The 24310-nt window shown below is 65.3% G+C and carries 21 protein-coding genes and 1 pseudogene; 13 read left to right on the top strand and 9 right to left on the bottom strand.

Translation table 11 applies throughout. The features are described from left to right. Positions 1-451: 451 nt before the first annotated feature. Together acs and ACVW1B_RS35640 are read left to right on the top strand one after the other, a co-directional pair. Positions 452-2404, top strand: coding sequence for an acetate--CoA ligase (gene acs / locus ACVW1B_RS35645; protein WP_253609835.1), 1953 nt, complete (start codon positions 452-454; stop codon positions 2402-2404). 339 nt (positions 2405-2743) lie between these two features. Next, positions 2744-3259 (top strand): L,D-transpeptidase, encoded by a 516-nt coding sequence (locus ACVW1B_RS35640; protein ID WP_168858081.1) that lies wholly within the window; start codon positions 2744-2746, stop codon positions 3257-3259. Between the two features lie 80 nt (positions 3260-3339). Here the strand turns inward: ACVW1B_RS35640 and ACVW1B_RS35635 are convergent, their stop codons facing one another. Together ACVW1B_RS35635 and ACVW1B_RS35630 are read right to left on the bottom strand one after the other, a co-directional pair. Beyond that, a complete protein-coding gene (locus ACVW1B_RS35635) occupies positions 3340-3936 on the bottom strand; it encodes a thermonuclease family protein (protein WP_253605643.1) in 597 nt (198 codons plus the stop codon). 40 nt (positions 3937-3976) lie between these two features. Further along, on the bottom strand, positions 3977-4204 hold the full coding sequence (locus tag ACVW1B_RS35630) for a DUF1674 domain-containing protein (RefSeq protein ID WP_057021331.1): 228 nt from the start codon (positions 4202-4204) through the stop codon (positions 3977-3979). Between the two features lie 175 nt (positions 4205-4379). Between ACVW1B_RS35630 and ACVW1B_RS35625 the strand changes: the two genes are divergently transcribed. From ACVW1B_RS35625 to purH, 3 genes are all read left to right on the top strand, one after another. Next, positions 4380-5726: an RsmB/NOP family class I SAM-dependent RNA methyltransferase gene (locus ACVW1B_RS35625; protein WP_253605645.1), complete on the top strand. Its 1347-nt coding sequence runs from the start codon at positions 4380-4382 to the stop codon at positions 5724-5726. Positions 5727-5866: 140 nt separating this feature from the next. Further along, on the top strand, positions 5867-7618 hold the full coding sequence (locus tag ACVW1B_RS35620; protein WP_253605647.1) for a heparinase II/III family protein: 1752 nt from the start codon (positions 5867-5869) through the stop codon (positions 7616-7618). Between the two features lie 265 nt (positions 7619-7883). After that, a complete protein-coding gene (purH, locus tag ACVW1B_RS35615; protein WP_253605648.1) occupies positions 7884-9476 on the top strand; it encodes a bifunctional phosphoribosylaminoimidazolecarboxamide formyltransferase/IMP cyclohydrolase in 1593 nt (530 codons plus the stop codon). 227 nt (positions 9477-9703) lie between these two features. Here the strand turns inward: purH and ACVW1B_RS35610 are convergent, their stop codons facing one another. Then, positions 9704-11083, bottom strand: coding sequence for an MFS transporter (locus tag ACVW1B_RS35610; RefSeq protein ID WP_310883104.1), 1380 nt, complete (start codon positions 11081-11083; stop codon positions 9704-9706). 126 nt (positions 11084-11209) lie between these two features. On the opposite strand from ACVW1B_RS35610, the gene ggt reads away from it, so the two are divergent. The 3 genes from ggt (at position 11210) to ACVW1B_RS35595 (ending at position 15562) form a co-directional block, all read left to right on the top strand. Beyond that, complete coding sequence (ggt, locus tag ACVW1B_RS35605; RefSeq protein WP_456822783.1) at positions 11210-12955, top strand: gamma-glutamyltransferase; 1746 nt, start codon at positions 11210-11212, stop codon at positions 12953-12955. A gap of 321 nt (positions 12956-13276) precedes the next feature. Then, complete coding sequence (locus ACVW1B_RS35600) at positions 13277-14575, top strand: MFS transporter (protein WP_456822782.1); 1299 nt, start codon at positions 13277-13279, stop codon at positions 14573-14575. A 111-nt stretch (positions 14576-14686) separates the two neighbouring features. Then, entirely contained in the window at positions 14687-15562 is an 876-nt protein-coding gene (locus ACVW1B_RS35595) for an SDR family oxidoreductase (RefSeq protein ID WP_076833615.1), read from the top strand. A gap of 1 nt (position 15563) precedes the next feature. Here ACVW1B_RS35595 and ACVW1B_RS35590 read toward each other — a convergent pair whose 3' ends face one another. Further along, on the bottom strand, positions 15564-15899 hold the full coding sequence (locus ACVW1B_RS35590) for a GIY-YIG nuclease family protein (protein ID WP_456822781.1): 336 nt from the start codon (positions 15897-15899) through the stop codon (positions 15564-15566). A gap of 102 nt (positions 15900-16001) precedes the next feature. On the opposite strand from ACVW1B_RS35590, the gene ACVW1B_RS35585 reads away from it, so the two are divergent. Further along, on the top strand, positions 16002-16430 hold the full coding sequence (locus tag ACVW1B_RS35585) for a DUF1330 domain-containing protein (RefSeq protein ID WP_253605651.1): 429 nt from the start codon (positions 16002-16004) through the stop codon (positions 16428-16430). 8 nt (positions 16431-16438) lie between these two features. Here the strand turns inward: ACVW1B_RS35585 and ACVW1B_RS35580 are convergent, their stop codons facing one another. Continuing rightward, a complete protein-coding gene (locus ACVW1B_RS35580) occupies positions 16439-17104 on the bottom strand; it encodes a glutathione S-transferase family protein (RefSeq protein ID WP_076833619.1) in 666 nt (221 codons plus the stop codon). Between the two features lie 131 nt (positions 17105-17235). Here ACVW1B_RS35580 and ACVW1B_RS35575 point away from each other — a divergent pair, with 131 nt between their 5' ends. From ACVW1B_RS35575 to panE, 4 genes are all read left to right on the top strand, one after another. Further along, positions 17236-17820 carry a DUF2239 family protein gene (locus ACVW1B_RS35575; RefSeq protein ID WP_057021341.1) on the top strand — a complete coding sequence of 195 codons (585 nt, stop codon included), beginning with the start codon at positions 17236-17238 and terminating at the stop codon, positions 17818-17820. Between the two features lie 116 nt (positions 17821-17936). Beyond that, positions 17937-19286: an MATE family efflux transporter gene (locus ACVW1B_RS35570; protein WP_253605652.1), complete on the top strand. Its 1350-nt coding sequence runs from the start codon at positions 17937-17939 to the stop codon at positions 19284-19286. Between the two features lie 110 nt (positions 19287-19396). Continuing rightward, entirely contained in the window at positions 19397-20002 is a 606-nt protein-coding gene (locus ACVW1B_RS35565) for a 2-hydroxychromene-2-carboxylate isomerase (protein ID WP_253605653.1), read from the top strand. A 111-nt stretch (positions 20003-20113) separates the two neighbouring features. Further along, positions 20114-21034, top strand: a complete 921-nt coding sequence (gene panE, locus ACVW1B_RS35560) for a 2-dehydropantoate 2-reductase (RefSeq protein WP_253605654.1) — start codon at positions 20114-20116, stop codon at positions 21032-21034. Between the two features lie 106 nt (positions 21035-21140). On the opposite strand, the gene ACVW1B_RS35555 is transcribed toward panE, so the two are convergent. The 4 genes and pseudogenes from ACVW1B_RS35555 to ACVW1B_RS35540 form a co-directional block, all read right to left on the bottom strand. Continuing rightward, entirely contained in the window at positions 21141-21722 is a 582-nt protein-coding gene (locus tag ACVW1B_RS35555) for a c-type cytochrome (RefSeq protein ID WP_092081280.1), read from the bottom strand. Between the two features lie 198 nt (positions 21723-21920). Beyond that, a pseudogene (locus ACVW1B_RS35550) lies at positions 21921-23195 on the bottom strand (PQQ-dependent sugar dehydrogenase); the annotation flags it as partial. A 268-nt stretch (positions 23196-23463) separates the two neighbouring features. After that, positions 23464-23976, bottom strand: a complete 513-nt coding sequence (locus tag ACVW1B_RS35545; protein WP_253605655.1) for a DUF2865 domain-containing protein — start codon at positions 23974-23976, stop codon at positions 23464-23466. Next, positions 23951-24187: a hypothetical protein gene (locus tag ACVW1B_RS35540; protein ID WP_253605656.1), complete on the bottom strand. Its 237-nt coding sequence runs from the start codon at positions 24185-24187 to the stop codon at positions 23951-23953. Before ACVW1B_RS35540 ends, ACVW1B_RS35545 begins: the two co-directional genes overlap by 26 nt. Positions 24188-24310: the final 123 nt, after the last annotated feature.

Here is a 24310-nt window from a genome sequence, read left to right as displayed (position 1 = left end):
GCGGCTCGAGCTCGGCAGCCACGGGACGGTCCAACCGCTGGCCGCAATCAAGGATTATGCGGTCACGAACGTGTTGACGCAGCTCATCGCGGCGGCGTCCGACAATTCGTTCAATTGTGCCTGAAGCCGTCCATCAAATTCAGCGTCAGCGCATCGTCATCGCACGCGGCACTGCTGCGGTGGTGGCGAACGGCGCAGAGGACCACACCACTACGACCAAGAGACCAGTGACCCCGAGCAAGCGATGGCGCATAGGTTTCTCTCGTCGATGCGTTGCGGTAAGCCGTCCTATCACAAGCGGAAGCCGGCGGACTATCCGGCGGCTTTAACGCGACGAAAGTGACAGTCCTTTTTCCTTGCCGGGCCGGAATGCGGCAACGCATAATCGCGGCAATGATCAAGACGGCTTGCCGTCGCGTCGTGCGCGATCGGCAATGAGTGGAGGAAAATGATGTCCGAGAAGATCTATGACGTGTCGGCCGACTGGGCCAAGCGCGCCTATATCGATGACGCCAAATATCGCGAGATGTATGCGCACTCGGTCAAGGACCCGAACGGCTTCTGGGCCGAGCACGGCAAGCGGATCGACTGGATCAAGCCCTTCACCAAGGTCGAGAACGTCTCCTTCGCACCGGGCAACATCTCGATCAAATGGTTCGAGGATGGCGTGCTGAACGTCGCCTGGAACTGCATCGACCGCCATCTCGACAAGCGCGGCGACCAGACCGCGATCATCTGGGAGGGCGACGATCCCTCCGAATCCAAGCACATCACCTACCGCCAGCTGCACGACGAAGTCTGCAAGATGGCCAACATCCTGCGCACGCGGAACGTCAAGAAGGGCGATCGCGTCACGATCTATCTGCCGATGATTCCGGAAGCGGCCTACGCCATGCTGGCCTGCGCGCGGATCGGCGCCATCCATTCGGTGGTGTTCGGCGGTTTCTCGCCGGACAGCCTCGCGCAGCGCATCAAGGACTGCGACTCGAAGGTGGTGATCACCGCCGACGAGGGCCTGCGCGGCGGCAGGAAAGTGCCGCTGAAGGCCAATGTCGATGCCGCCATCGCCAAGACCGGCGGCGTCGATTGGGTCGTGGTGGTGAAGCGCACCGGCGGCAAGATCGACATGAACCCGACGCGCGACCTCTGGTATCACGAGGCCGCTGCCATGGTGACGACGGAATGCCCGGCCGAGCATATGCACGCCGAGGACCCGCTGTTCATCCTCTACACCTCGGGCTCGACCGGAACGCCGAAGGGCGTGCTGCACACCTCGGCCGGCTACCTCGTGTTCGCGTCGATGACGCATCAATACGTGTTCGATTATCACGACGGCGACATCTATTGGTGCACCGCCGACGTCGGCTGGGTCACCGGCCACAGCTACATTCTCTACGGGCCGCTCGCCAACGGCGCGACCACGCTGATGTTCGAGGGCGTGCCGAACTATCCGGACAATTCGCGCTTCTGGAACGTGGTCGACAAGCACAAGGTCAACATCTTCTACACCGCACCGACCGCGATCCGCGCGCTGATGCAGGGCGGCGACGAGCCGGTGAAGAAGACCTCGCGCAAATCGCTGCGCCTGCTCGGCTCGGTCGGCGAGCCGATCAATCCGGAAGCCTGGGAGTGGTATTACCGCGTGGTCGGCGACGACCGCTGCCCGATCGTCGACACCTGGTGGCAGACCGAGACCGGCGGCATCCTGATCACGCCGCTGCCCGGCGCGACGAAGCTGAAACCCGGTTCGGCGACACGGCCGTTCTTCGGCGTGGTGCCGGAGATCGTCGATGCCGACGGCAAGACGCTGGACGGCGAGACCTCGGGCAATCTCTGCCTGACCAGGTCATGGCCGGGCCAGATGCGCACGGTCTATGGCGACCATGCGCGGTTCGAGCAGACCTATTTCTCGACCTACAAGAACAAGTATTTCACCGGCGACGGCTGCCGGCGCGATGCCGACGGCTATTACTGGATCACCGGCCGCGTCGACGACGTCATCAACGTCTCCGGCCACCGCATGGGCACCGCCGAGGTCGAGAGCTCGCTGGTCGCGCATGAGGCGGTGTCGGAAGCCGCTGTCGTCGGCTACCCGCACGACATCAAGGGCCAGGGCATCTACGCCTATGTCACGCTGATGAAGGGCACCGAGCCGACCGAGGCGCTGCGCAAGGAGCTGGTTGCCTGGGTCCGCAAGGACATCGGCCCGATCGCCTCGCCGGACCTGATCCAGTTCGCGCCCGGCCTGCCCAAGACCCGCTCCGGCAAGATCATGCGCCGCATCCTGCGCAAGATCGCCGAGGACGAGTCGTCGAGCCTCGGCGACACCTCGACCTTGGCCGATCCGGCGGTGGTCGACGACCTCGTGCAGAACCGTCAGAACAAGAAGGGCGCGCCAGCGTAAGGCCAGCAGCAGCAAGGATCAGAAGACCAAAGAAGGGCCGCGCGCGATCACCGCCGCGGCCCTTCCCCGTTTGCTGCAACGGGCGCTTCACGGGATTGTCATAGGCAAGGCATGATTGAGGCGCGTTTGTGGCCAAGTGTTGTTTCCAGGTCATTTACTTTAATCCGAACTTTTCATTCTCTCCCGCCATCAGGACGTGTCTCGCGGCCGGTGTGAAACCACCCGGTTAACACACGCAGTTAATGTTGCATGCGTGAGACCGGCAGGCCCGGTTTTTCAAGGGCTCTGCATCTTCGTTTTTGGCTTCCTTGCGGGAGCTGTTGGGAAGTGGAGAGGTTGATGTCGAGGAAGTTTGCGGTGGCGCTGGCTGCCACCCTTGGTGCGGTTGCTTTGATGTCGCAGGCGGCCGAAGCCCGGCCGGAAATGGTGGGAATACACGCCGACAACTATGAGCCAGGCACCATCGTCGTGAAGACCAACGAACGGCGGCTCTACCTCATTCTCGATTCCGGCCACGCGATGCGTTACCCGGTCGGTGTCGGCAAGTCCGGCAAGCAGTGGGCCGGCACCACGAAGATCGACGGCAAATATCGCAACCCGGCCTGGTCGCCGCCCGCCGAGGTCAAGCGCGACAAGCCCAGCATCCCGAACGTAATCGCCGGCGGCTCGCCGCATAACCCGATGGGCGTCGCTGCGATGACGCTGGCCGGCGGTGAATATGCGATCCACGGCACCAACGTGCCGGGCTCGGTCGGCGGCTTCGTCTCCTACGGCTGCATCCGCATGCTCAACACCGACATCACCGACCTCTATTCGCGCGTCGAGATCGGCACGACGGTCGTCGTCACCCGCTGATCAGGTAGAACGCTTCGCCGATCGAAAAGCCGCGCAACTGCGTGGCTTTTTGTTTGCCCAGTCCGGTTTGACACTGTCGCCTAGCGCGCAAAAAATCCGCACCAGCCGAACCGGTGGCCGCCGTTGTAGGCACGCGCATGGCCGGCGGCGAGCAGCGCGGCCGAGACATTATCGGTCTTCCTGGTCGCGACGTCGGCGACGACACGTCCCTGATATTTGTCGGGACCGACATTGTAGATCGCGACGTCGCCCTGGCCGAGCAGGTCGCGCAGCGCCACCGTCGCCGCTTGCGCCATTTGCAGTTCGCGCGCACAGGACGCCTTCAGCTCCGGCGCATCGATGCCGCGCAGCCGGACTCGCGTGTAAAGATCCGGGCCCGGCGAGAAATGCACCCGCGCCTCGAATGTATCGCCGTCGATCGTCCTGATCACATCAACGTTGTGCCTGATGTCGGGCGCGCCGGCCCGCTGCCAGATCACGTCGGTGTCGCGCGACCTGCCGAGCGACCAATGCGGCGGCAGATGCACCCATTGTCGGATCGGCAGCGTGCTGCCGACGGCAATGCCGAGCACGAACACCCATGGCAGCGCCGCCGAGACGCGGCGGCCCCAAGGTGATCTTCGGAAGGGCGGACGTCCCGTCCCACGATAAGCATTTATTCTTTCGTATGGGGACATTTTCCCAGACTGGCGCGAGTCGAGCCGTCAGGCAAGGCTCTCAGAAGTCCGAGGCGATGCCCTTGGTCTCCCAATCGCCGTAACGCGTCGGTTCCGGCCCCTTCGGACCCTGGAACTCCTTCGGCCGCGCCGCCGCGTTCTGCGCGGCCGCCTCCTCGGCAGCCCTGCGCCGCGCCGCGGCCTCGGCGAGCGCGCGTTGCGCGGCTGGCGTCAGCGGCTTGCGCGGCGCGGCCTCCAGCGGCGATGACAACGGCGATTTATCAGACATGGCAAAACTTTCTGCCTGCGGATTCCGTATCTCTGTACTGGCTCAGTGACGACATCACGATCACGAAATCCCGCAAGGCGATTCTTACATTTGGCATATTCGCATGCCAGAGGTGGTATGGAGTTGATGGGCATGAGCCGAATGTAACTCAGCACCTTCGAGATATCTCCGCTTCATGCCTCCTTCAAGATTTGCAGTACCTGCCGAAGTCCCCGGTCTCGCGGCTCGCCGCATCGCGGCCGACATCCTCGATGGCGTGCTGCACAAGCACCGCACGCTCGACGACCAGCTCGACGGCGCCGGCGCGCATCCCGGCCTGAAATCGCTCGCCGATCGCGACCGTGCGCTGATGCGCCGGCTGGTGTCGACCATCTTGCGCAAGCTCGGCACGCTCGGCCATCTGCTGTCGCGCCTGCTCGATCGCGGCATCCCGACCGATGCGCCGCGCGCGCAGAGCGCGCTCCTGATCGGCGCGGCACAGATTCTCTGGATGGACGTGCCCGACCATGCCGCGGTCGATCTCTCGGTGCGGCTGGTGCAGTCCGACCGGCGCGCCGCGAAATATGCCGGGCTCGTCAACGCCGTGCTGCGCCGCTGCGCGCGCGAGGGCCAGGGCCTGATCGACGAGATCAGCATGCAGACCCTGGACCTGCCGCCATGGATGCTGGCGCGCTGGAACGCGCACTACGGCGAAGCTACCGCGCGCGACATGGCGCTTGCGCTCGGCCACGAGCCGTCGCTCGATCTGACGGTGAAGTCGGACGCGGCGCAATGGGCGGCCCGCCTGCACGGCGAGACGCTGCCGACGGGAACCGTGCGCACGCTGCTGCAGGGTTCCGTCACGATGCTGCCCGGCTTTGCCGAAGGCCAGTGGTGGGTGCAGGACGCTGCCGCCGCGCTGCCGGTGCGGCTGTTCGGCGACATCAAGGACAAGGCGGTCGCGGATCTCTGCGCCGCGCCCGGCGGCAAGACCGCCCAGCTCGCGCTGGCCGGCGCGCACGTCACCGCAGTCGACCGCTCGCCGGCGCGTGTGGCGCGGCTGCGCGACAATCTCACGCGTCTGGCCTTGCAGGCCGAGACCATCGTTGCCGACGCCGCCGAATGGCCCGCCGAGGCCGCAAGCTTCGACGGTATCCTGGTCGATGCGCCCTGCAGCTCGACGGGAACCATCCGCCGCCACCCCGACGTCGCCTGGCTGCGGCAGGAAGGCGACATCGCCGCGCTGTCGGCGCTGCAGAAGCGGCTGCTGCAAAAAGCCGCCAATCTGCTGAAGCCCGGCGGCACGCTGGTCTACTGCACCTGCTCGCTGGAGCCGGAGGAAGGCGAGCACGCGATCGCCGCGCTGCTGGCGAGCGAATCAGGCCTGCGCCGTGCGCCGGTCGAGACAAGCGAGGTCGCCGGCCTCGACGACATCATCACCGCCGACGGCGATCTGCGCACTTTGCCGAGCCATTTGCCCAATGCCGACCCGCGGCTCGGCGGGCTGGATGGATTTTACGCGGCCCGGCTGGTTAAATCCTGATTTTAAACTTCAGTCCTCTAAGCTCGAAGTGATTCGTGCGGTATCAAGAGGGTGCCTGGGCAGGTGTCTTGGCAGTGTCTTGGCCGCGTTTCCGGATTAAATAAGGATTCGTTGAAAATTCCCTCCCCGCAAGGTTAGGCGTGTCGGTCGCTCAAAGCAGACGCATCTCGACGCTGATTGCTGGCCGCTTTGCCCGCAGCATGCTCGCACGCGCCAGCGGGAGCACGATTGCGCTGTCGCGGCTCTGGCCCGGCCGCACCGACCGGCTGGTCATCGCCCCGCACGATCTGCGGACCGCCGACGCCACCCGCGCGGCCGAGATCTATGCCGGACGATTCGTCTTCGCCGGCAAGATCGTCACCTGCCACGGCCGCTCGATCTTCGATCTCGAACCACCGTCGGAGGATTGGGAAGCCGCCCTGCTCGGCTTCGGCTGGCTGCGCCACCTGCGCGCCGCCGACACCGCGCTGACCCGCGCCAACGCCCGCTCGCTGGTCGACGACTGGATCTCCAACCAGGCCCGCAAGCGGCCGCTGGAGCGCCGCGCCGATGTGCGCGCGCGGCGGGTGATCTCGCTGCTGTCGCAGGCACCGCTGGTGCTCGGCGACACCGACGGAAAATTCTACCGCAAATATCTGCGCGGGCTGGCGCGCGAGATCCGCTATCTGCGCCACGCGACGCTCGACAATGACGGCGTTCCGCGCCTGCAGGTCTTGATCGCGCTGTGCTACGCCTCGCTCTGTCTCGCCAACCAGGCGCGCAACATCAAATCGGCGACGCGCAAGCTGTCCGACGAATTGCAGCGCCAGATCCTGCCCGATGGCGGCCACATCTCGCGCAATCCCGGCGCGCTGGTCGAGCTGCTTAGCGATCTCCTGCCGCTGCGGCAGACCTTTGCCGCACGGAATATCGCGCCGCCGCCGGCGCTGCTCAACGCCATCGACCGCATGATGCCGATGCTGCGCTTCTTCCGGCACGGCGACGGCAGCTTCGCGCTGTTCAACGGCATGAGCACCGCGCCGTCCGATCTCGTCGCGACGCTGCTCGCCTATGACGACACCCGCGGCGTGCCGATGGCGAGCATGCCGCACACCGGCTTTCAGCGGCTCGATGCCGGCAACACCGCCTTGATCATCGATACCGGCCCGCCGCCGCCGGCAAGCGTCAGCCAGGACGCGCATGCCGGCTGCCTGTCGTTCGAGCTGTCCTCCGGCGTGAGCCGCATCGTCGTCAATTGCGGCATGCCGAGCACCGGCCGCGACAATTGGCGGCCGTTCGCGCGCTCCACCGCGGCGCATTCGACGCTGACCTATCGCGATACCTCGTCATGCCAGTTCGTCGAGCTGTCGGCGATGAAGCGGCTGCTCCGCGGCGCGCCCATCACCAGCGGCCCGAGCAACGTCGAGAGCTACCGCGAAGCCGTTCCCGACGGCGACGTGCTTACCGCCTCGCATGACGGCTATCTCTCGCGCTTCGGCGTGATCCACCGCCGCGTGCTGATGGTCTCCCAGGACGGCACGCGGCTGGAGGGCGAAGATTCGCTGTCGCCGGCGCCGGGCGGCCGCATCAAGGGCAGCGAGGCCGATTTCGCGCTGCGCTTCCATTTGCATCCCTCGGTGAAGGCGAGCCGGCTGTCGGATGCCCGCGGCGTGATGCTGGTGCTGCCCAACCGCGACGTCTGGACCTTCGAGGCGATGGACGACAAGGTCGATCTCGAGGACAGCGTGTTCCTGGCCGGCAATGACGGCCCGCGCCGGACCTCCCAGATCGTGATCCGGCAGGACGCGAGGCAGGCCGGCACCATCCGCTGGAGCTTCGTGCGCTCCTCGACCTCGGCCTCCGCCACCAACGCACGCCGCAACGCACGCCGCGAGCCGGAACTGCCGCTGTAGGCGGCGGAACGTGCGTTCCGCATGCAGGCCGTGCCAGACCCGTCATCCTGAGGTGCGAGCCTCTTCGGCGAGCCTCGAAGGATCGACGGCCACCAGCCGGGCCGTGCATCCTTCGAGGCTCGCTCCGCTCGCACCTCAGGATGACGGGGAGACAGGATTTCAACCCAATCCATCCGGAATTTCAGGGGAATCGACCTCGGAGACCGGTTTCGTACGGCACAAAACCATGCTACCCGGCTGCCTTAACAGCCAGGGATTTTCCGATATGACCGAGCAGCTTCGCCGCGTGACCCGCGCTCTGTTGTCCGTTTCCGACAAGACCGGACTGATCGATTTCGCCAAGGCGCTGGCCGACCATGGCGTCGAGCTGGTCTCGACCGGCGGCACCGCCAAGGCGATCGCGGCGGCCGGGCTGAAGGTCAAGGACGTCTCCGAGCTCACCGGTTTTCCGGAGATGATGGATGGCCGGGTCAAGACGCTGCACCCGAAGGTGCATGGCGGCCTGCTCGCGATCCGCGACAACAAGGAACACGCCGCGGCGATGGCCTCGCACGGCATCGCGCCGATCGACCTTCTGGTCGTCAACCTCTATCCGTTCGAGGCCACCGTCGACAAAGGCGCCGGCTTCGAGGAGTGCATCGAGAACATCGACATCGGCGGTCCCGCGATGATCCGCGCCGCGGCCAAGAACCATGACGACGTCGCCGTGGTGGTCGAGGCGAACGATTATCAGGCTGTGCTCGACGAGCTCGCCGCGCACAAGGGCGCGACCTCGCTTCAGTTGCGCCGCCGGCTCGCCGCCAAGGCCTATGCGCGCACGGCGGCCTATGACGCCGCGATCTCGAACTGGTTTGCCGTGCAGCTCGACACCAAGGCGCCGGATTTCCGCGCCTTCGGCGGCAAGCTGATCCAGTCGCTGCGCTATGGCGAGAACCCGCACCAGACCGCGGCGTTCTATGCCACGCCGGAGAAGCGGCCGGGCGTTGCGACCGCACGCCAGCTGCAAGGCAAGGAACTGTCCTACAACAACATCAACGACACCGACGCGGCCTATGAATGCGTCGGCGAGTTCGACCCGCAACGCACCGCGGCCTGCGTCATCGTCAAGCATGCCAATCCCTGCGGCGTTGCCGAGGGTCCCGATCTCGCCACCGCCTATGCCCGCGCGCTCGCCTGCGATTCCACCTCGGCCTATGGCGGCATCATCGCGGTCAATCGCACGCTCGATGCGGACGCCGCGCGCGCCATCATCGGCATCTTCACCGAGGTGATCATCGCGCCCGACGCGACCGAGGAGGCGATCTCGATCATCGCCGGCCGGCGCAATCTGCGCCTGCTGCTCGCCGGCGGCCTGCCGAACGCGCGCGCGGTCGGCCTCACCGCCAAGACCGTCGCCGGCGGCCTCTTGGTGCAGAGCCGCGACAATGCCGTGGTCGAGGACATGAACCTGAAGGTCGCGACCAAGCGCGCGCCGACCGACGCCGAGCTGCGCGATCTCAAATTCGCCTTCCGCGTCGCCAAGCACGTCAAGTCGAACACCATCATCTACGCCAAGGACCTCGCCACCGTCGGCATCGGCGCCGGCCAGATGAGCCGGGTCGATTCCGCGCGCATCGCCGCGCGCAAGGCACTGGACGCGGCGGCCGAGCTGAAGCTCGCCGAGCCCCTGACCAAGGGTTCGGTGGTCGCCTCCGACGCCTTCTTCCCGTTCGCCGACGGCATGCTCGCCTGCATCGAGGCCGGCGCCACCGCGGTGATCCAGCCCGGCGGCTCGATGCGCGACGACGAGGTGATCAAGGCCGCCGACGAGCACGGCATCGCTATGGTGTTCACCGGCGTGCGGCATTTCCGGCATTGAGTACGACCTGTAGCCCGGATGGAGCGTAGCGAAATCCGGGGCGGTTTCTCCGCGGACCAAAGACCCCGGATTGCGCTTCGCTCCATCCGGGCTACAAACCTGTCGTCCCTGCGAAAGCAGGGACCCATAACCACCCATGTTGCTTGGTGAGGGACAACTAGCCCCAGCGCGCCTTCGATGGATCACGCGGTATGGGTCCCGGCCTGCGCCGGGACGACGGCGGTAGTTTACTCCCGGACCTTCGCCAGTAGCGCCAGTCCCGCCACGAAGAACGCCACCAGCACCGCCATGCCGGCCTTTTGGCTCGCGGTCGCCGCGGTGATCGCGCCGATCAGGAGCGGGCCGATGAACGACGTCACCTTGCCGGTGAGCGCGAACAAGCCGAAATACTGCGCAATGCGATCCTTCGGCGCGAGGCGGATCAGGAGCGAGCGCGAGGCGGCCTGCAGTGGCGCACCGGTGGCGCCGATCAGGCAGCCCAGCACGATGTAGGCGCGCTCGGCGGCGCCCGCGAACAACGCACCGCCAGGCACCGGCGGCGCGACCTGGATGAACAGGACGGAATCCTTGTTCACGGTGAGGATCACGACGATCGCAAACAGCAGGATCAGCAAGCTGGCGGTGATCACGCGCTTCGGTCCGAATGCATCATCGAGCTTGCCACCGATCCAGCCGCCGAACGTGCCGGCCACCGCGAGGATGATGCCGAAGGTACCGATCCGGATCGTGTCCCAGCCGAACGTGCCGGCGGCATAGATGCCGCCGAACGCAAACAGCGAGACCAGCCCGTCGGTGTAGATCATGTTCGCCAGCAGGAAGCGCGCCAGTGACTTCTGCTTCGGCAGGCTCGACAACGATTGCCTGAGCTCGCGCAGGCCTTCGCCGAGCGCCGCGCGCATCGGGCGCTTCGCCGGATAGTCCGGCGTGAACAGGAACATCGGCGTCACGAAGATGATGAACCAAAGCCCGGTCAGCGGCCCGGTGATGCGGTCGCCTTCATGCATGGCGGGATCGAGACCGAACAGCGGCGTGAAGCCGAACAGCGTCTTGCCGGTCTCGGCATTGGCGGCAAGGAAGCCGAGCACGAGAACAAGACTCAGGATGCCCCCGACATAGCCGGTGGCCCAGCCGGTGCCTGACAGTCGCCCGATCCGGTCCGGCGGCACCAGGGTCGGCATCATCGCATTGTTGAACACGGTCGCGAACTCGACGCCGACGCTCGCAATCGCATAGGCGAGCAGCAGCGCCGGGATGATGTCGGGATTGCCGGGCTTGCCGATCCACATCGCGCTGGCGCCGATCACGAGCAGCGCGCCGAAGCCCGCGATCCACGGCTTGCGCCGGCCGCTGGCATCGGCGATCGCACCTAGCACCGGGGACAGCAGCGCGATCGCAAGTCCGGCCGCCGCGGTGGCAAAGCCCCACAGCGCCTGGCCGCTCGCGGCATCAGGCGCGACGAAGCTCGCGAAATAAGGCGCGAACACAAAGGTCGTGATCAGCGTAAAATATGGCTGCGCAGCCCAATCGAAGAAGATCCAGCTGATGACGGCGGCGCGGCCAGGATAAACCTTGGTGGTGGCCTTCGCGTCACCGGCGCCCGTCTGCATTGTTGCCGTCATCGCGAAAGATATTCCCCAACTCGAACCACAGGCAGGCTTTTGCCGCTCCAATCCGCTCCCATATAGCATGGGCCGGTTTGACTGATACGGCGATGAACAGGGCAGGACATTTCGATGGCGCTGACGGCAACGATGTCGCGACGGCTGTTTGCCGCTCTCCTGGTGATTGGTATCGCGACGCCTGCCCTCGGCCAGGTCCAGCGCCGCTTCTATGAACCTTTAGCCGCGGACACGATTCGCAGCATTCACGCCGAAAACGGCATGGTGGTGGCGCAGGAGAAGCTGGCTGCGCAAGTTGGCGCCGACATCCTGCGACAGGGCGGCAACGCGGTCGACGCCGCGGTCGCCACCGGCTTCGCGATGGCGGTGACCTATCCGCGCGCCGGCAATATCGGCGGCGGCGGTTTCATGGTGATCCATCTCGCCGGGCGCAATGAGGATGTCGCGATCGACTATCGCGAGACTGCGCCGCAGGCCGCTACCCGCGACATGTTCCTGAACGCCGACGGCAAGCCCGATCCCGACAAGTCGCGCAACTCCGCGCTCGCGATCGGCGTGCCCGGCACGGTCGCGGGCCTTTCGCTGGCGCTGGAGAAACACGGCTCCGGCAAGTTCACGCTGGCGCAGATCCTCAAGCCCGCGATCGATCTCGCGCGTGACGGATTCATCGTCACCGACGACACATCGGACACGCTGAACGACATGTATCGCCGCATGTCGCGCTGGCCGAATTCGGCCAAAACATTCTCGCACGCCGACGGCACGCCGCTGCGCGAGGGCGACCGCCTGATCCAGGGCGATCTCGCTGGCGTACTGACCGCGATAGCCGAACAAGGCCCGCGCGGCTTCTATCAAGGCGCCGTCGCCGAGAAGCTCGTCGGCGGCATCAAGAACGCCGGCGGCATCTTCACCCTCGAGGATCTGAAATCCTACCAACCGGTGATCCGCACGCCGATCCGCGGCAGCTATCGCGGCTACGACATCGTCTCGATGCCGCAGCCCTCCTCCGGCGGCGTCGTGCTGCTGGAGATCCTCAACATCCTCGAAGGCTTTCCGATGTCCGACATGAAGCAGGGCTCGGCCGCCTCGCTGCATGTGATGATCGAGGCGATGAAGCGGGCCTATGCCGATCGCGCGCGCTATCTCGGCGATCCCGCCTTCGTCGACGCGCCGACGCAATTGCTGATCGACAAGGACTATGCCGCCAAACAGCGCGCGACCATCGATCTTGCCCGCGCCACGCCCTGGACCGATGTGCGCAACGCCAAGCAACCGCACGAGGGCGACAACACCACGCATTATTCGGTCGTCGACGCCGGCGGCAACGCCGTCAGCAACACCTACACGCTGAACTTCCCCTACGGCGTCGGCCTCGTCGCCGACGGCACCGGCGTGCTGCTCAACAACGAGCTCGACGATTTCACCGCAGCGCCCGGCGCCTCCAACGCCTTCGGCCTGGTCGGCTTCGAGGCCAATCTGCCGGGACCCGGCAAGCGTCCGCTGTCGTCGATGTCGCCGACCATCGTGCTGAAGGACGGCAAGCCGGTGCTGGTGACGGGCTCGCCCGGCGGCAGCCGCATCATCTCCGCCGTGACGCAGATCATCGTCGACGTGATCGACTACAAGATGGACATCGCGGCCGCGGTCGCCGCGCCCCGCATGCACCATCAATGGCTGCCCGACGAAGTCCGGATCGAGCGCGGTTTTCCCGACGCGGTGCTGGGCGATCTGCGCGCCAAGGGCCACAAACTGGTCGAGCCGCTCGGCTACTCCTCCGCGAACTCGATCCTCGTCACGACCAGCGGTCTGCTCGGCGCGCCGGATCCGCGCACGCGCGGCTCGGAGGCCGCGGGATACTAGAACGTGATGGGATCCGGTTGAGCTGGAGCGGCGGTGCAGGCTCACCTCTCCCTTGGGAGCGGTCGGTGCATAGCGCCGGGTGAGGGGTTCCGCTCTCTCGTTGGAGCTGCAGTCCCTCACCCGATTTGTTGCGCAAATCACCTCTCCCCGCCGGGGAGCGGTGAGCGTGCGCGGGGCCAATTCGATTCAATCTTCATCTCGTTCTAAGAGCCTTGCAAACGCGGCTTTGCCCCGCCTGCAACATCGCGATAGATTGGCGGTCCGCGCACCTCCGGCCGCGGATCGCAAACAGCCGGTGAAAGATTTCTCCGGGGAACGCGCATGAGCACGGCCGAATCCAAATCGATGGAAGTCGCAGAGATCGAGGACACCAGCCTCCTCGCCTTCTATCGCGACATGAACCTGCAGGAGCGGCGCACGTTCTGGGCCTGCGCGTCGGGCTGGACGCTCGACGGCATGGATTTCATGATCTATCCGCTGGTCATCGGCACCATCATCACGCTCTGGAAGGTCGACCCCGGCACCGCCGGCCTCGCGGGCACCGTGACATTGCTGGCCTCCGCCGTCGGCGGCTGGCTCGGCGGCTATCTGTCCGACCGGATCGGCCGGGTCAAGACGCTGCAACTCACCATCATCTGGTTCTCGTTCTTCTCGCTGGTCTGCGCATTGGTGCAGAATTTCGACCAGCTCCTGATCGCCCGCGCGCTGCTCGGCCTCGGTTTCGGCGGCGAATGGGCGGCCGGCGCGGTGCTGATCGGCGAAGCGATCCGGCCGCAATATCGGGGACGCGCGGTCGGCTCGGTGCAGTCGGGCTGGGCGGTCGGCTGGGGCCTCGCGGTGCTGGCGCAGGCGATCCTGTTCTCGGTGCTGCCGGCGGAGAACGCCTGGCGCTGGATGTTCGTGATCGGCGCACTGCCGGCGCTGCTCGTGTTCTACCTGCGCCGCTACGTCACCGAGCCGGAAATCTCCGCCGCGACCATGGCGCAGGCGCAGGCCTCCGGCAGCGGCCCCGCCGCGTTGTGGGAGATCTTCCACGGACCGATCCTGAAGACCACGCTGCTGGCCTCCCTGGTCGGCACCGGCATGCAGGGCGGCTATTACGCCATCACCTTCTGGGTACCGCGCTTCCTCACCACCGAGCGCAAGCTCTCGGTGGTCGGCTCGACCGGCTATCTCGCGACGCTGATCATCGGCTCCTTCATCGGGTATCTCGTCGGCGCCTGGCTCGCCGACCGGATCGGCCGGCGCAACCTGTTCCTGATCTTCTCGATCGGCGCGATCGCAGTGGTGCTGCTCTACACCCAGCTGCCGCTGTCCAACGAGGTGCTGCGGGTGCTGGGCTTCCCGCTCGGCTTCTTTGCCTCGGGCTATTTCTCCGGCATGGGCGCGTTCCTGACCGAACTGTATCCGACCCGGCTGCGTGGCTCCGGCCAGGGCTTCTGCTACAATTTCGGCCGCGGCATCGGCGCGCTGTTCCCGTTCCTGGTCGGCGCGCTGTCGACCACGACCACGCTCGCCAACGCGATCGCGATCTTCGCGGTGGCGGCCTACGGCGTGTTCTTCATTGCCGCCTACGCGCTGCCGGAAACCCGCGGCCGCGTGCTGCATGCGGATGGGTAGGCGGAAAAATACTCCTCACCCCAACCTCGAGAGCGAGCTTCGCTCGCCTCGGGCTCCCACAAGGGGAGAGGGAGCCTGACAATGGTGCGTCCCTAACTGGAGGCCATTCTCATGACATCGCTTAAGGGCAAGACGCTGTTCATCTCGGGCGCGAGCCGCGGCATCGGGCTGGCGATCGCGCTGCGCGCCGCGCGTGACGGCGCCAATGTCGCGATCGCGGCGAAGACCGCCGAGCCGCACCCGAAGCTGAAGGGCACGATCTACACCGCCGCCGACGAGGTCCGCGCCGCCGGCGGCAAGGCGCTGCCGGTGCTCTGCGACATCAGGGACGAGGCGCAGGTGATGGCGGCGATCGAGCAGACCGTCGCCGAGTTCGGCGGCATCGACGTCTGCGTCAACAATGCCAGCGCCATCAGCCTGACCAATTCGCAGGCGACCGACATGAAGCGGTTCGACCTGATGATGGGGATTAACACCCGCGGCACCTTCATGGTGTCGAAATACTGCATCCCGCACCTGAAGAAGGCGGAGAATCCGCACATCCTGATGCTGTCGCCGCCGCTCGACATGAAGACGAAATGGTTCGAGCACTCGACCGCCTACACGATGGCGAAGTTCGGCATGAGCATGTGCGTGCTCGGGCTCGCGGGCGAATTGAAATCGGCCGGCATTGCCGTCAACGCGCTGTGGCCGCGCACCACGATCGCGACCGCCGCGGTCGGCAACCTGCTCGGCGGCGACGCCATGATGCGCGCGAGCCGCACGCCCGAAATCATGGGCGATGCGGCCTACGCGATCATCACCCGGCCGTCGCGCGAATTCACCGGGCATTTCTGCATCGACGACAAGGTGCTCTATGCCAATGGCGTCCGCGACTTCGAGCGCTACCGCGTCGATCCCTCGGTGCCGCTGATGTCGGACTTCTTCGTGCCCGACGACGACGTGCCGCCGCCCGGCGTCACCGTGCAGCCGCTGCCGTCACACTAGGCTACACCGCGAACGCATTCAGCTCCGCGCGCCAATACTGCACGCGCTCCTTCAGCAGCGTGTCGCGCACATAGGCGAGCTCCTCGTCCTCGATCCGCTCCAGCGTTTCGAGCGAGAGATTGTCCGCGCCATGCCCCCACCAGGCGCGCTGCAGCTCGGCGTTGCGATGACTGCCCATCCGCAGCGTGAACCAGATGCGGTTCTCGATCTTGTCGAGGTCGAGCGCCTGCCCGACCCAGACCTCGCCGGTCGCGCGGCAACGGATCGCGAACACGCCGGCGACGCTCGCGCGCTTCTTGTAGTCGGCGATGGCTTGCTTGCGGTCCTCGGTCTTCATGGTGACTCCTGTCGTTCCGTCGGGCTATTTATATCCGGGTATTATTGACAAAGAAATTATGCCCGGGTAAAAAGTGCCATCAACCTTCGATGGGGCACCGACATGGACACCGCCGCCTGCTATCTCGAGCCGACCTGGAACGCCGGGCGCGACTTTGCCCAGCGCGAGATCGCGGGCGAGCTGGTGATGCTCAATTTGTTGCGCTTCCGCGCGATCGCCGACTATTCGCAAAGCCCGGAGCTCGCCCCGCCGCAGCCGATCACGGGGGCGGAGGCCTACGACTGCTATGTCGCGCACACGCTGCCGCATCTGCGGAAGAGCGGCGGCGATATCCTGTTCATGGGTGAAGGCGGCCCGTTCCTGATCGGGCCGGAGGGCGAGCGCTGGGATCGCGCGATGCTGATCCGGCAGAAGAGCCGTGGCGCGTTCCTCGCCTTCGCGGTGGCGGAGGCCTACCTCGCAGGCATCGGACATCGCACCGCGGCGCTGGCGGATTCGCGGCTGCTGCCGCTGGTCGAGCTGCCGCGATGAGCGCGAATTTACCGGCCGACCTGGTACGGCCCGCCCTTCTCCAGCGCCCGCGCATAGGCCGGGCGGGCGTGAATGCGCTCCAGGAACGCGACACACTTGGGATGGCCGTCCTCGAGCCCGCCGCGCGCCGCGGCGGCCTCGAGCGGAAAGCTCATCTGGATGTCGGCGCCGGAAAACTCGCTGCCGGCGAACCATTCGCTCTTGCCGAGTTCGCCTTCCCAATAGGCCATGTGCTGCTTGAGCTGCGGATTGACCAGCGTGGACAGCGCCGTGTTGGACACCTTGCGCACCAAGGGCCGCAGCAGCGCCGGCGCGCGCTTCGGCATCAGCGTGAACAGGAGCTTCAGCAGCAGCGGCGTCATCGCCGAACCCTCGGCGTAGTGCAGCCAATAGGTGTAGCGCAGCCGCTCCGGCGTATCGGCCGGCGGGATGAGGCGCCCGTTGCCGTAGGTCGCGATGATGTATTCGAGGATCGCGCCGGATTCCGCGATCGTGTGGCCGTTGTCGGTGACGACGGGCGACTTGCCGAGCGGATGGATCGCGCGCAGCTCCTTCGGCGCCCGCATGTCGGGCTGCCGCTGGTAGCGCACGATCTCGTAGGGCACACCCAATTCCTCGAGCAGCCACAGTACGCGCTGCGAGCGGGAATTGTTGAGGTGATGAACCGTCAGCATGGGCATCCTCTGAAAGATCAGCGCAATCGGGCGACGTTTGGTGCCAGCGGGAAACCAGAAAGTCGAGATCCACGCGCCGCGATTGCCAAGAATTATCCGGGCAGTATGTCGCGCAATCTGAGAGGTCTACCATGAATCCTGCCTATGTCGCGTTCGAAGGCGAGCACCGCATCGGGGCCGGCGACCTCCCGGAGGTTGCGCGCGCCGCCAAGCAACACCTCGACCAGCGCAAGGACGCCGCGATCCTGGTGTTCAACGGCCGCACCTCGGCGCTGGTCGATATCGATTTCCGCGGCTCGGTCGACGATGTGCTGGCGCGGCTGCCGCAGCCCGCACCTGCGCGCGACGAGGAGCCGACGCCGACCGCGCCGCGCGGCCCGGGACGTCCGAAGCTTGGCGTCGTCGCGCGCGAGATCACGCTGTTGCCACGGCATTGGGACTGGCTCGCGCAGCAGAAGGGCGGCGCGTCGGTTGCGATCCGCAAGCTGGTCGACGAGGCGCGCCGCGCGAGCGGCGACAAGGATCGCACGCGCAGCGCGCAGGACGCCGCCTATCGCTTCATGACTGTCATGGCCGGCAACCGGCCGAACTATGAAGATGCGATCCGCGCGCTGTTCGCCCACGACCGGCGCCGCTTTGCAACGCTGATCGCCGACTGGCCGGCCGACATCCGCGATCACGCGATCCGGCTCGCCTATAGCGATCAAGCGGACTGACCGGTTTTCGAGTGACATGGATGGCGGCCCGGCCTGCCGGCGATTCGGTTCTGATCGAACTGAACCCAGCCCCGGTCCGCCGCCGTCCCTGACGTCGCAATTTTTGGAAGTTGAACGTGTCCAACCCTCGCTCCCTGCGCAAAGCCTTCCTCGCCTTCCTCGCGCCGATGCTGCTCAGCAACGTGCTGCAGTCGCTGTTCGGCACCATCAACGGCGTCTATCTCGGCCAGATGATCGGCGTCGACGCGCTCGCGGCGGTCTCGGTGTTCTTTCCGGTGATGTTCTTCTTCATTTCCTTCGTGATCGGCCTGAGCGCCGGTGCCTCGGTCATGATCGGCCAGGCCTGGGGCGCCGGAGAGCCCGACCGGGTGAAGGCGGTTGCCGGGACCACCATGACCGTGACGCTGCTGCTCGCGCTGGCGATCGCGATATCAGGCGGCCTGTTCGCCCGCCCGCTCTTGATCGCGCTCGCGACGCCATCCGACGTCCTCGACGCCGCGGCGGCTTATGCGCGGATCATGATGATCACGATGCCCATCACCTTCGCATTCCTGCTGCTGACGGCGATGATGCGCGGCGTCGGCGACACCGTGACGCCGCTGGTTGCGCTGACGGTCTCGACCATCGTCGGCCTGGTGGTGACGCCGGCGCTGATCCGCGGCTGGCTTGGCCTGCCGATGCTCGGCGTCGCCAGCGCTGCCATCGCCTCCGCGGTCTCGGGCGTCGTCACGCTGCTGTGGCTGCATGTCCATATGCTGCGGCACCGCCATGCGCTGGCCTTCGACGCCGCGTTTCTGCGCGCGATGCGGCCGAACGGCGCGCTGCTGCGCATCGTGCTGCGGCTCGGCATTCCGACCGCGATCGGCATGGTGGTGGTCTCGCTCGCCGAACTGGTGCTGCTCGGCCTCGTCAACGGCTTCGGCTCGGACGCCACCGCGGCCTATGGCGCGGTCAACCAGGTGATCGGCTATGTGCAGTTTCCGGCGATCTCGATCGCGATATCGGTGTCGATCTTCGGCGCGCAGGCGATCGGCCGCGGCGATTCCGCCCGGGTCGGCGCCATCGTCCGGACCGGGATCGAGATGAATCTCGCGCTGACCGGCGGGCTGGTCGTGCTCGGCTATCTCTTCGCGCGGCCGCTGATGGGCTTCTTCATCGTCGACAATGCCGTGCTCGGGCTGGCGCAGCAGCTGTTGTACATCGTGCTGTGGAGCATGGTGCTGTTCGGCATGGCGACGGTGTTTTCGGGCGCGATGCGCGCCGGCGGCACGGTGTGGATGCCGCTGTTGCTTTCGACGCTGGCGATCGCGGTGGTCGAGGTGCCGGTCGCGATCCTGCTCAGCCGCACCATCGGCGTCAGCGGCATCTGGATCGCCTATCCCGTCACTTTTGCAACCATGTTCGTGCTGCAGATGGCCTATTACGCCCTGGTATGGCGCAAGCAGACCATCAAGCGGCTGATTTGACATCGCGCGCCGCGGCTCACATGATGACTATCATATTCTACTGATGGCGCCTGCGACAGCAGGTCCATGCTAAACAAGCCCAAACGAGACAGGCCGAGGGAGAGACCGCAGTGAGCCAAAATCCGCAATTCCTGTTCGATTTCGGCAGCCCGAACGCTTTCCTCAGCCATGAAGCGATCCCGGCAATCGAAAAGCGCACCGGCGTCAAGTTCGAATATGTCCCGATCCTGCTCGGCGGCATCTTCAAGGCCACCAACAACAAGTCGCCGGCCGAGACGCTGGCGGGCGTCAGGAACAAGCCGGAGTTTCTGAAGATCGAGACCGAACGCTTTCTCAAGCGCTTCAACGTCAAGCCCTACACCTGGAACCCGTTTTTCCCGGTCAATACGCTGAACCTGATGCGCGCGGCGGTCGCCGCCCAGTTTGAGGGCGTGTTCGAGAAGTATATCGAGGCCGCCTTCCACCACATGTGGGTCGAGCCCAAGAAGATGGACGATCCTGAGGTCGCCGGTAAAGCCATCGCCTCCTCCGGCCTTGACGCCGCGAAACTGTTCGCCCGCGCACAGGACGCGGATGTGAAGGCCAAGCTGATCGAATATACCTCATCCGCCGTCGAGCGCGGCGCGTTCGGCTCGCCGACCTTTTTCGTCGGCAACGAGATCTTCTTCGGCAAGGAGCAGCTGCGCGAAGTCGAGGAAATGGTATCGGGAAAGTGAGATGAGCGAATGGCCAATAGCGAGTAGCGAATAGTCGAACAGTATCCTTATCTATTCGCTACTCCCTATTCGCTCGCCTCCTCGGGCAACAACAAAGAAGGACAAATTCCCATGCGCGTTCTCGTGGTCGGCGCCGGTGCGATCGGCGGTTATTTCGGTGGCCGGATGCTTCAGGCCGGCCGCGACGTCACTTTCCTGGTGCGCCCTCGCCGCGCTTCCGAGCTCGCCTCCGCCGGGCTAGTGATCAAGAGCCCGAACGGCGATGTCACGCTGAACAACCCGCCGACCGTGCAGGCCGACAAGCTGTCGGACAAGTTCGACGTCGTGCTGTTGAGCTGCAAGGCGTTCGATCTCGAGGATGCGATCAAGTCCTTTGCGCCCGCCGTCGGCGACAAGACCGCGATCATCCCGCTGCTCAACGGCATGCTGCATCTCGATGCGCTCGACAAGACGTTCGGCGCTCAGCATGTGCTCGGGGGTCTGTGCGCGATCGCGGCGACGCTGAACGAGAAACGCGAGGTGGTGCAGCTGCAGCCGATGCAGTCGCTCGGCTTCGGCGAGCGCGCCGGCGGCCTGTCGGACCGGGTGCGCGCGATCGCTGAAACTTTCTCGGCGATCAACGGCGCCAACGCCAGCGAGCATGTGATGCAGGATATGTGGGAGAAGTGGGTGTTCCTGGCCTCGCTCGCCGCCTCCACCAGCCTGATGCGGACCTCGGTCGGCAACATCCTGGCCGCGCCCGGCGGCAAGGATTTCCTGCTCGGCATCCTCGACGAATGCAGCGCGATCGCCGCCGACGCCGGCCATGGCCCGGGCGGCCCGTTCTTCCAGCGCACCCGCGGGCTCCTGACCACCGAGGGCTCGCCGATGACCGCATCGATGTTCCGCGACATCAAGGCGGGGCTGCCGGTCGAGGCCGATCACGTGATCGGCGACCTGATCGTGCGCGCCGACGCCGCCAAGATCCCGGTGCCGAAGCTGCGCACGGCCTACACGCATCTCAAGGCGTATGAGAAGCAGCGGGCTGGGTGATCTTGTAGCCCGGATGGAGCGGAACGAAATCCGGGAATCATCTCGCGGCAGATAGAGCGCCCCGGATTGCGCTGCGCTCCATCCGGGCTACGCACATTTTTTGTGGCTACAGATGCGCCAGATAATGCGCGAGCGCGGTGATCTCTTCGTCGCTCAGCGGATAGGCGACATCGGCCATCGCGGCCTGGGCGCCGCCGGAGCGCTGGCCCGACTTGTAATCGTGCAGCGCCTTGACGAGATATTCCTCACGCTGCCCGGCGATGCGGGCCACCGCCTTGGTACCGGCAAACGTATCGCCATGGCATGAGGCGCAGCGGCGGCCGGCGGCGGCCTGCTTGCCCTTTTCGGACAAGTCCGGATTGTCGTCCTTGCCGCCCTTGAACGGCGTCAGCGACGCGAAATAAGCGCCGAGATTTCGGATGTCGTCGTTGTTGAGCTGCTCGACGATCGGCTGCATCTGCTCGTTCTTGCGCGCGCCGGCGCGGAAGAACACCAGCTGCCATTGAACGTACTGGTCGAGCTGGCCGGCGAGCGAGGGAATGTTCTCGGTCTGCGAGATGCCGTTGTCGCCGTGACAAGCGGCGCAGAGTTCGGCCTTCGCCTTGCCGGCGGCGACATCGGCGGCGTTGGCGGACGACGCAACTGCGATCACCGCCGCGAACAGGATTGCAAAGAACGCAACACGCATTGCCAGTTTTCTCCACGGGTCATTGCCGGGCCTGGCCCGGCAATCCATCTGGCTTGCAGAAGGGTTTTTGTTTGGATGGATGCCCGGATCAAGTCCGGGCATGACGAGTCTGTTCCGTCGTTGGGCTTGCCGAACCACGTAAACGGGGCTGCGGCTGCCTGATCGGCCACCGCAGCCCCGCATTGTTTCAACCGTTACTTTCTTGCTGTAGCTGATGCGATAGATCGCACCGGCCCAGTCGTCGGCGACGAGAATCGAGCCATCCTTGTCGAGCAGGATGTCGGCGGGACGGCCGAGATAGCCCTGGTCACCCTCGATCCAGCCGTCGGCGAAGATCTCCTGCTTGGCGTTCTTGCCGTCAGGGCTCGCGGTGATCTTCACGATGCGGCCGCCCTGGTACTTATGCCGGTTCCAGGAGCCGTGCTCGGCGATCAGGATGCTGTTCTTGTACTCGGCCGGGAATTGGCTGCCGGTATAGAACTTCATGCCGAGCGGCGCGACGTGCGCACCGAGATTGTACACCGGCGGAGTGAACTCCGAGCACTTGTGACCCATCGCGAACTTGGTGTCCGGCAGGTTGCCCTGGTGGCAATAGGGATAGCCGAAGTGCTCGCCGATCTTCGAGATCATGTTGAGCTTGTCGCTCGGCAGATCGTCGCTGATCCAGTCGCGGGCATTCTCGGTGAACCAGTACTTGCCGGTGCGCGGATCGACGTCGCCGCCGACCGAGTTGCGCACGCCGAGCGCCCAGATTTCCGCGTTGCCGGTCTTCGGATCGACGCGGCGGATCTGCGACACCGAGGTCGGCGGAATGCCGATGTTGAAGGGCGGTCCGAACGGAATGTAGAACCAGCCTTCCTTGTCGACGGCGATGTATTTCCAGCCATGCGCCGCGTAGGACGGCATGTCGTCATACACCACCTTGCCGCTGCCGAGATTGTCGAGATTGGCTTCGGCGTTGTCGTACTTGATCAGCTTGTCGACCGCGATGACGTAGAGCGCGCCGTCGCGGAAGGCGAGGCCGGTCGGCATGTTGAGGCCCTTGAGGATGGTCTTGACCTCTTTCTTGCCGTTGTTGTCCTTGATCGCATAGACGTTGCCGAGCCCGAACGAGCCGACGAACAGCGTGCCCTTGTCACCCCAGGCCATCTGCCGCGCGGCGAGCACGTTCGAGGCATAGACCTCGATCTTGAAGCCCGGCGGCAGCTTGATCTTCTTCATCATCGTCGCGAGCTCGGAATCGGACGCGCCGGTCGGCGGACCGGACGGCGGGGCAAGGCCCTTCTGCGCTTCGGTCTCGTCGCCGAGGAACCAGTCATCCGGCGGATGGGTCCAGAATTCCTTGGTGCCCGATTCGTACTTCTTCAGCGCACGATTCTTGTCTGTCTGTTGCTGCGCACTGGCGAAGGTCGTCCCCGCCAGCAGCGCGATCGCCGCGAACGCAAGTATTGATCGATTGAAAGCGGATTTCATCGCGTCACTCCCCTACGCAAGCCGTTGCAGCTTGCCTGTTATTGATTTTGAACGCCCTGAGAGATGATGGTGGCGGTCTGTGAGGTAGGTCAGACGGCAAAATGGTAGCACATCCATCGACGCTGAAAAGCGCGTCCGCCGGTGTGCGCTGCGTCAAAACTAGTTGAGACGATATTTGAGACGAAATTTTCCTGAGCAGCCTGCCTGATAACAAGGCATTCTGCACCGCAGCGTGATATTCGAATGAAGCTAACGTTCGTGATCGCCTCTATCGCGACGACAGGCGCGCCAGACCGAGCGCTTGCGCCTTGGCCTTCGACAGCGGCCTGAACAACACGCTGCGCCGCTGTCCGCTCGTGATCGCCGCGATCTTGAAGCCGTCATCGGCGGCGACGATGTCGCCGGTCCGAAGCGTCATGTCGTCCTCGATCGCAATCGGCGACAGGCCGGTGGACGCGCCGGCGCTGCACGAGCATTGCGGCACCATCTCGCGCTGGAAGCGGAATGCATTGGCGAGCGTCTTGTAGGTCTCGCCGGCTTCGGTTCTGGCGCTGTCGATATCGGAGCCGGAGTACAGCTTCACCTCGGCAGCTGGACAGGCCGCCTCGCATACCTTGACGTCGGCCGTCTCGCTGACGCGCGGCAACGGAAAGAAGCGGCCGTCGCAAGTCCTGACGCAGAAGTTTTGCTGGCCGCCCCGGTGCGACCGCGTCGTGATGTAGACCCGCGCTCGCGGCCGTTCGGCCGGCTCGAAGTCAGGCGCCGGCCCAAAGCCAGGCATGGGAGAGAAGCTGGGCGCCGGGGCATACGCCGAGTCGCTCGGCAATTGCTGCGCTGATGCGCCCGAACATGTCCAGACGCCGACCAGCACGATCAGCGCAGCGACGTTTGCGCGAGCCAAGCGGCGATTTAACCCGGGAGCCGGCTTCCAACAGATCGACATCGTTCACGCGCTTGCCGCCCGGCAAAACCGGCGGCAACCATTCCAACACCAACACAACCACAGATTTCTATCAGTTTTGAGAATGCAACGTTTGCCGGTTAACAAAAGCCGGAAACCGCCACGGCGGGCCGCGGCATCTTGACCTCGCAATCGCGGCCTGGAGATGCGACCT

This window comes from Bradyrhizobium sp. USDA 4502 (assembly GCF_054063355.1).
This window is presented reverse-complemented; position numbering and strand designations above follow the sequence as displayed.

Excerpts from the sequence above, each read along its gene's own strand:
- ACVW1B_RS35545 (WP_253605655.1), bottom strand. The coding sequence starts at position 23,976 with ATGCCTGGCTTTGGGCCGGCGCCTGACTTCGAGCCGGCCGAACGGCCG.
- ACVW1B_RS35640 (WP_168858081.1), top strand. The coding sequence starts at position 2,744 with ATGTCGAGGAAGTTTGCGGTGGCGCTGGCTGCCACCCTTGGTGCGGTT.
- ggt (WP_456822783.1), top strand. The coding sequence starts at position 11,210 with ATGGCGCTGACGGCAACGATGTCGCGACGGCTGTTTGCCGCTCTCCTG.
- ACVW1B_RS35575 (WP_057021341.1), top strand. The coding sequence starts at position 17,236 with ATGAATCCTGCCTATGTCGCGTTCGAAGGCGAGCACCGCATCGGGGCC.
- ACVW1B_RS35635 (WP_253605643.1), bottom strand. The coding sequence starts at position 3,936 with ATGTCCCCATACGAAAGAATAAATGCTTATCGTGGGACGGGACGTCCG.
- ACVW1B_RS35630 (WP_057021331.1), bottom strand. The coding sequence starts at position 4,204 with ATGTCTGATAAATCGCCGTTGTCATCGCCGCTGGAGGCCGCGCCGCGC.
- ACVW1B_RS35555 (WP_092081280.1), bottom strand. The coding sequence starts at position 21,722 with ATGCGTGTTGCGTTCTTTGCAATCCTGTTCGCGGCGGTGATCGCAGTT.
- panE (WP_253605654.1), top strand. The coding sequence starts at position 20,114 with ATGCGCGTTCTCGTGGTCGGCGCCGGTGCGATCGGCGGTTATTTCGGT.
- ACVW1B_RS35585 (WP_253605651.1), top strand. The coding sequence starts at position 16,002 with ATGGACACCGCCGCCTGCTATCTCGAGCCGACCTGGAACGCCGGGCGC.
- ACVW1B_RS35610 (WP_310883104.1), bottom strand. The coding sequence starts at position 11,083 with ATGCAGACGGGCGCCGGTGACGCGAAGGCCACCACCAAGGTTTATCCT.
- ACVW1B_RS35580 (WP_076833619.1), bottom strand. The coding sequence starts at position 17,104 with ATGCTGACGGTTCATCACCTCAACAATTCCCGCTCGCAGCGCGTACTG.
- ACVW1B_RS35625 (WP_253605645.1), top strand. The coding sequence starts at position 4,380 with ATGCCTCCTTCAAGATTTGCAGTACCTGCCGAAGTCCCCGGTCTCGCG.
- ACVW1B_RS35590 (WP_456822781.1), bottom strand. The coding sequence starts at position 15,899 with ATGAAGACCGAGGACCGCAAGCAAGCCATCGCCGACTACAAGAAGCGC.
- ACVW1B_RS35600 (WP_456822782.1), top strand. The coding sequence starts at position 13,277 with ATGAGCACGGCCGAATCCAAATCGATGGAAGTCGCAGAGATCGAGGAC.
- purH (WP_253605648.1), top strand. The coding sequence starts at position 7,884 with ATGACCGAGCAGCTTCGCCGCGTGACCCGCGCTCTGTTGTCCGTTTCC.
- acs (WP_253609835.1), top strand. The coding sequence starts at position 452 with ATGTCCGAGAAGATCTATGACGTGTCGGCCGACTGGGCCAAGCGCGCC.
- ACVW1B_RS35595 (WP_076833615.1), top strand. The coding sequence starts at position 14,687 with ATGACATCGCTTAAGGGCAAGACGCTGTTCATCTCGGGCGCGAGCCGC.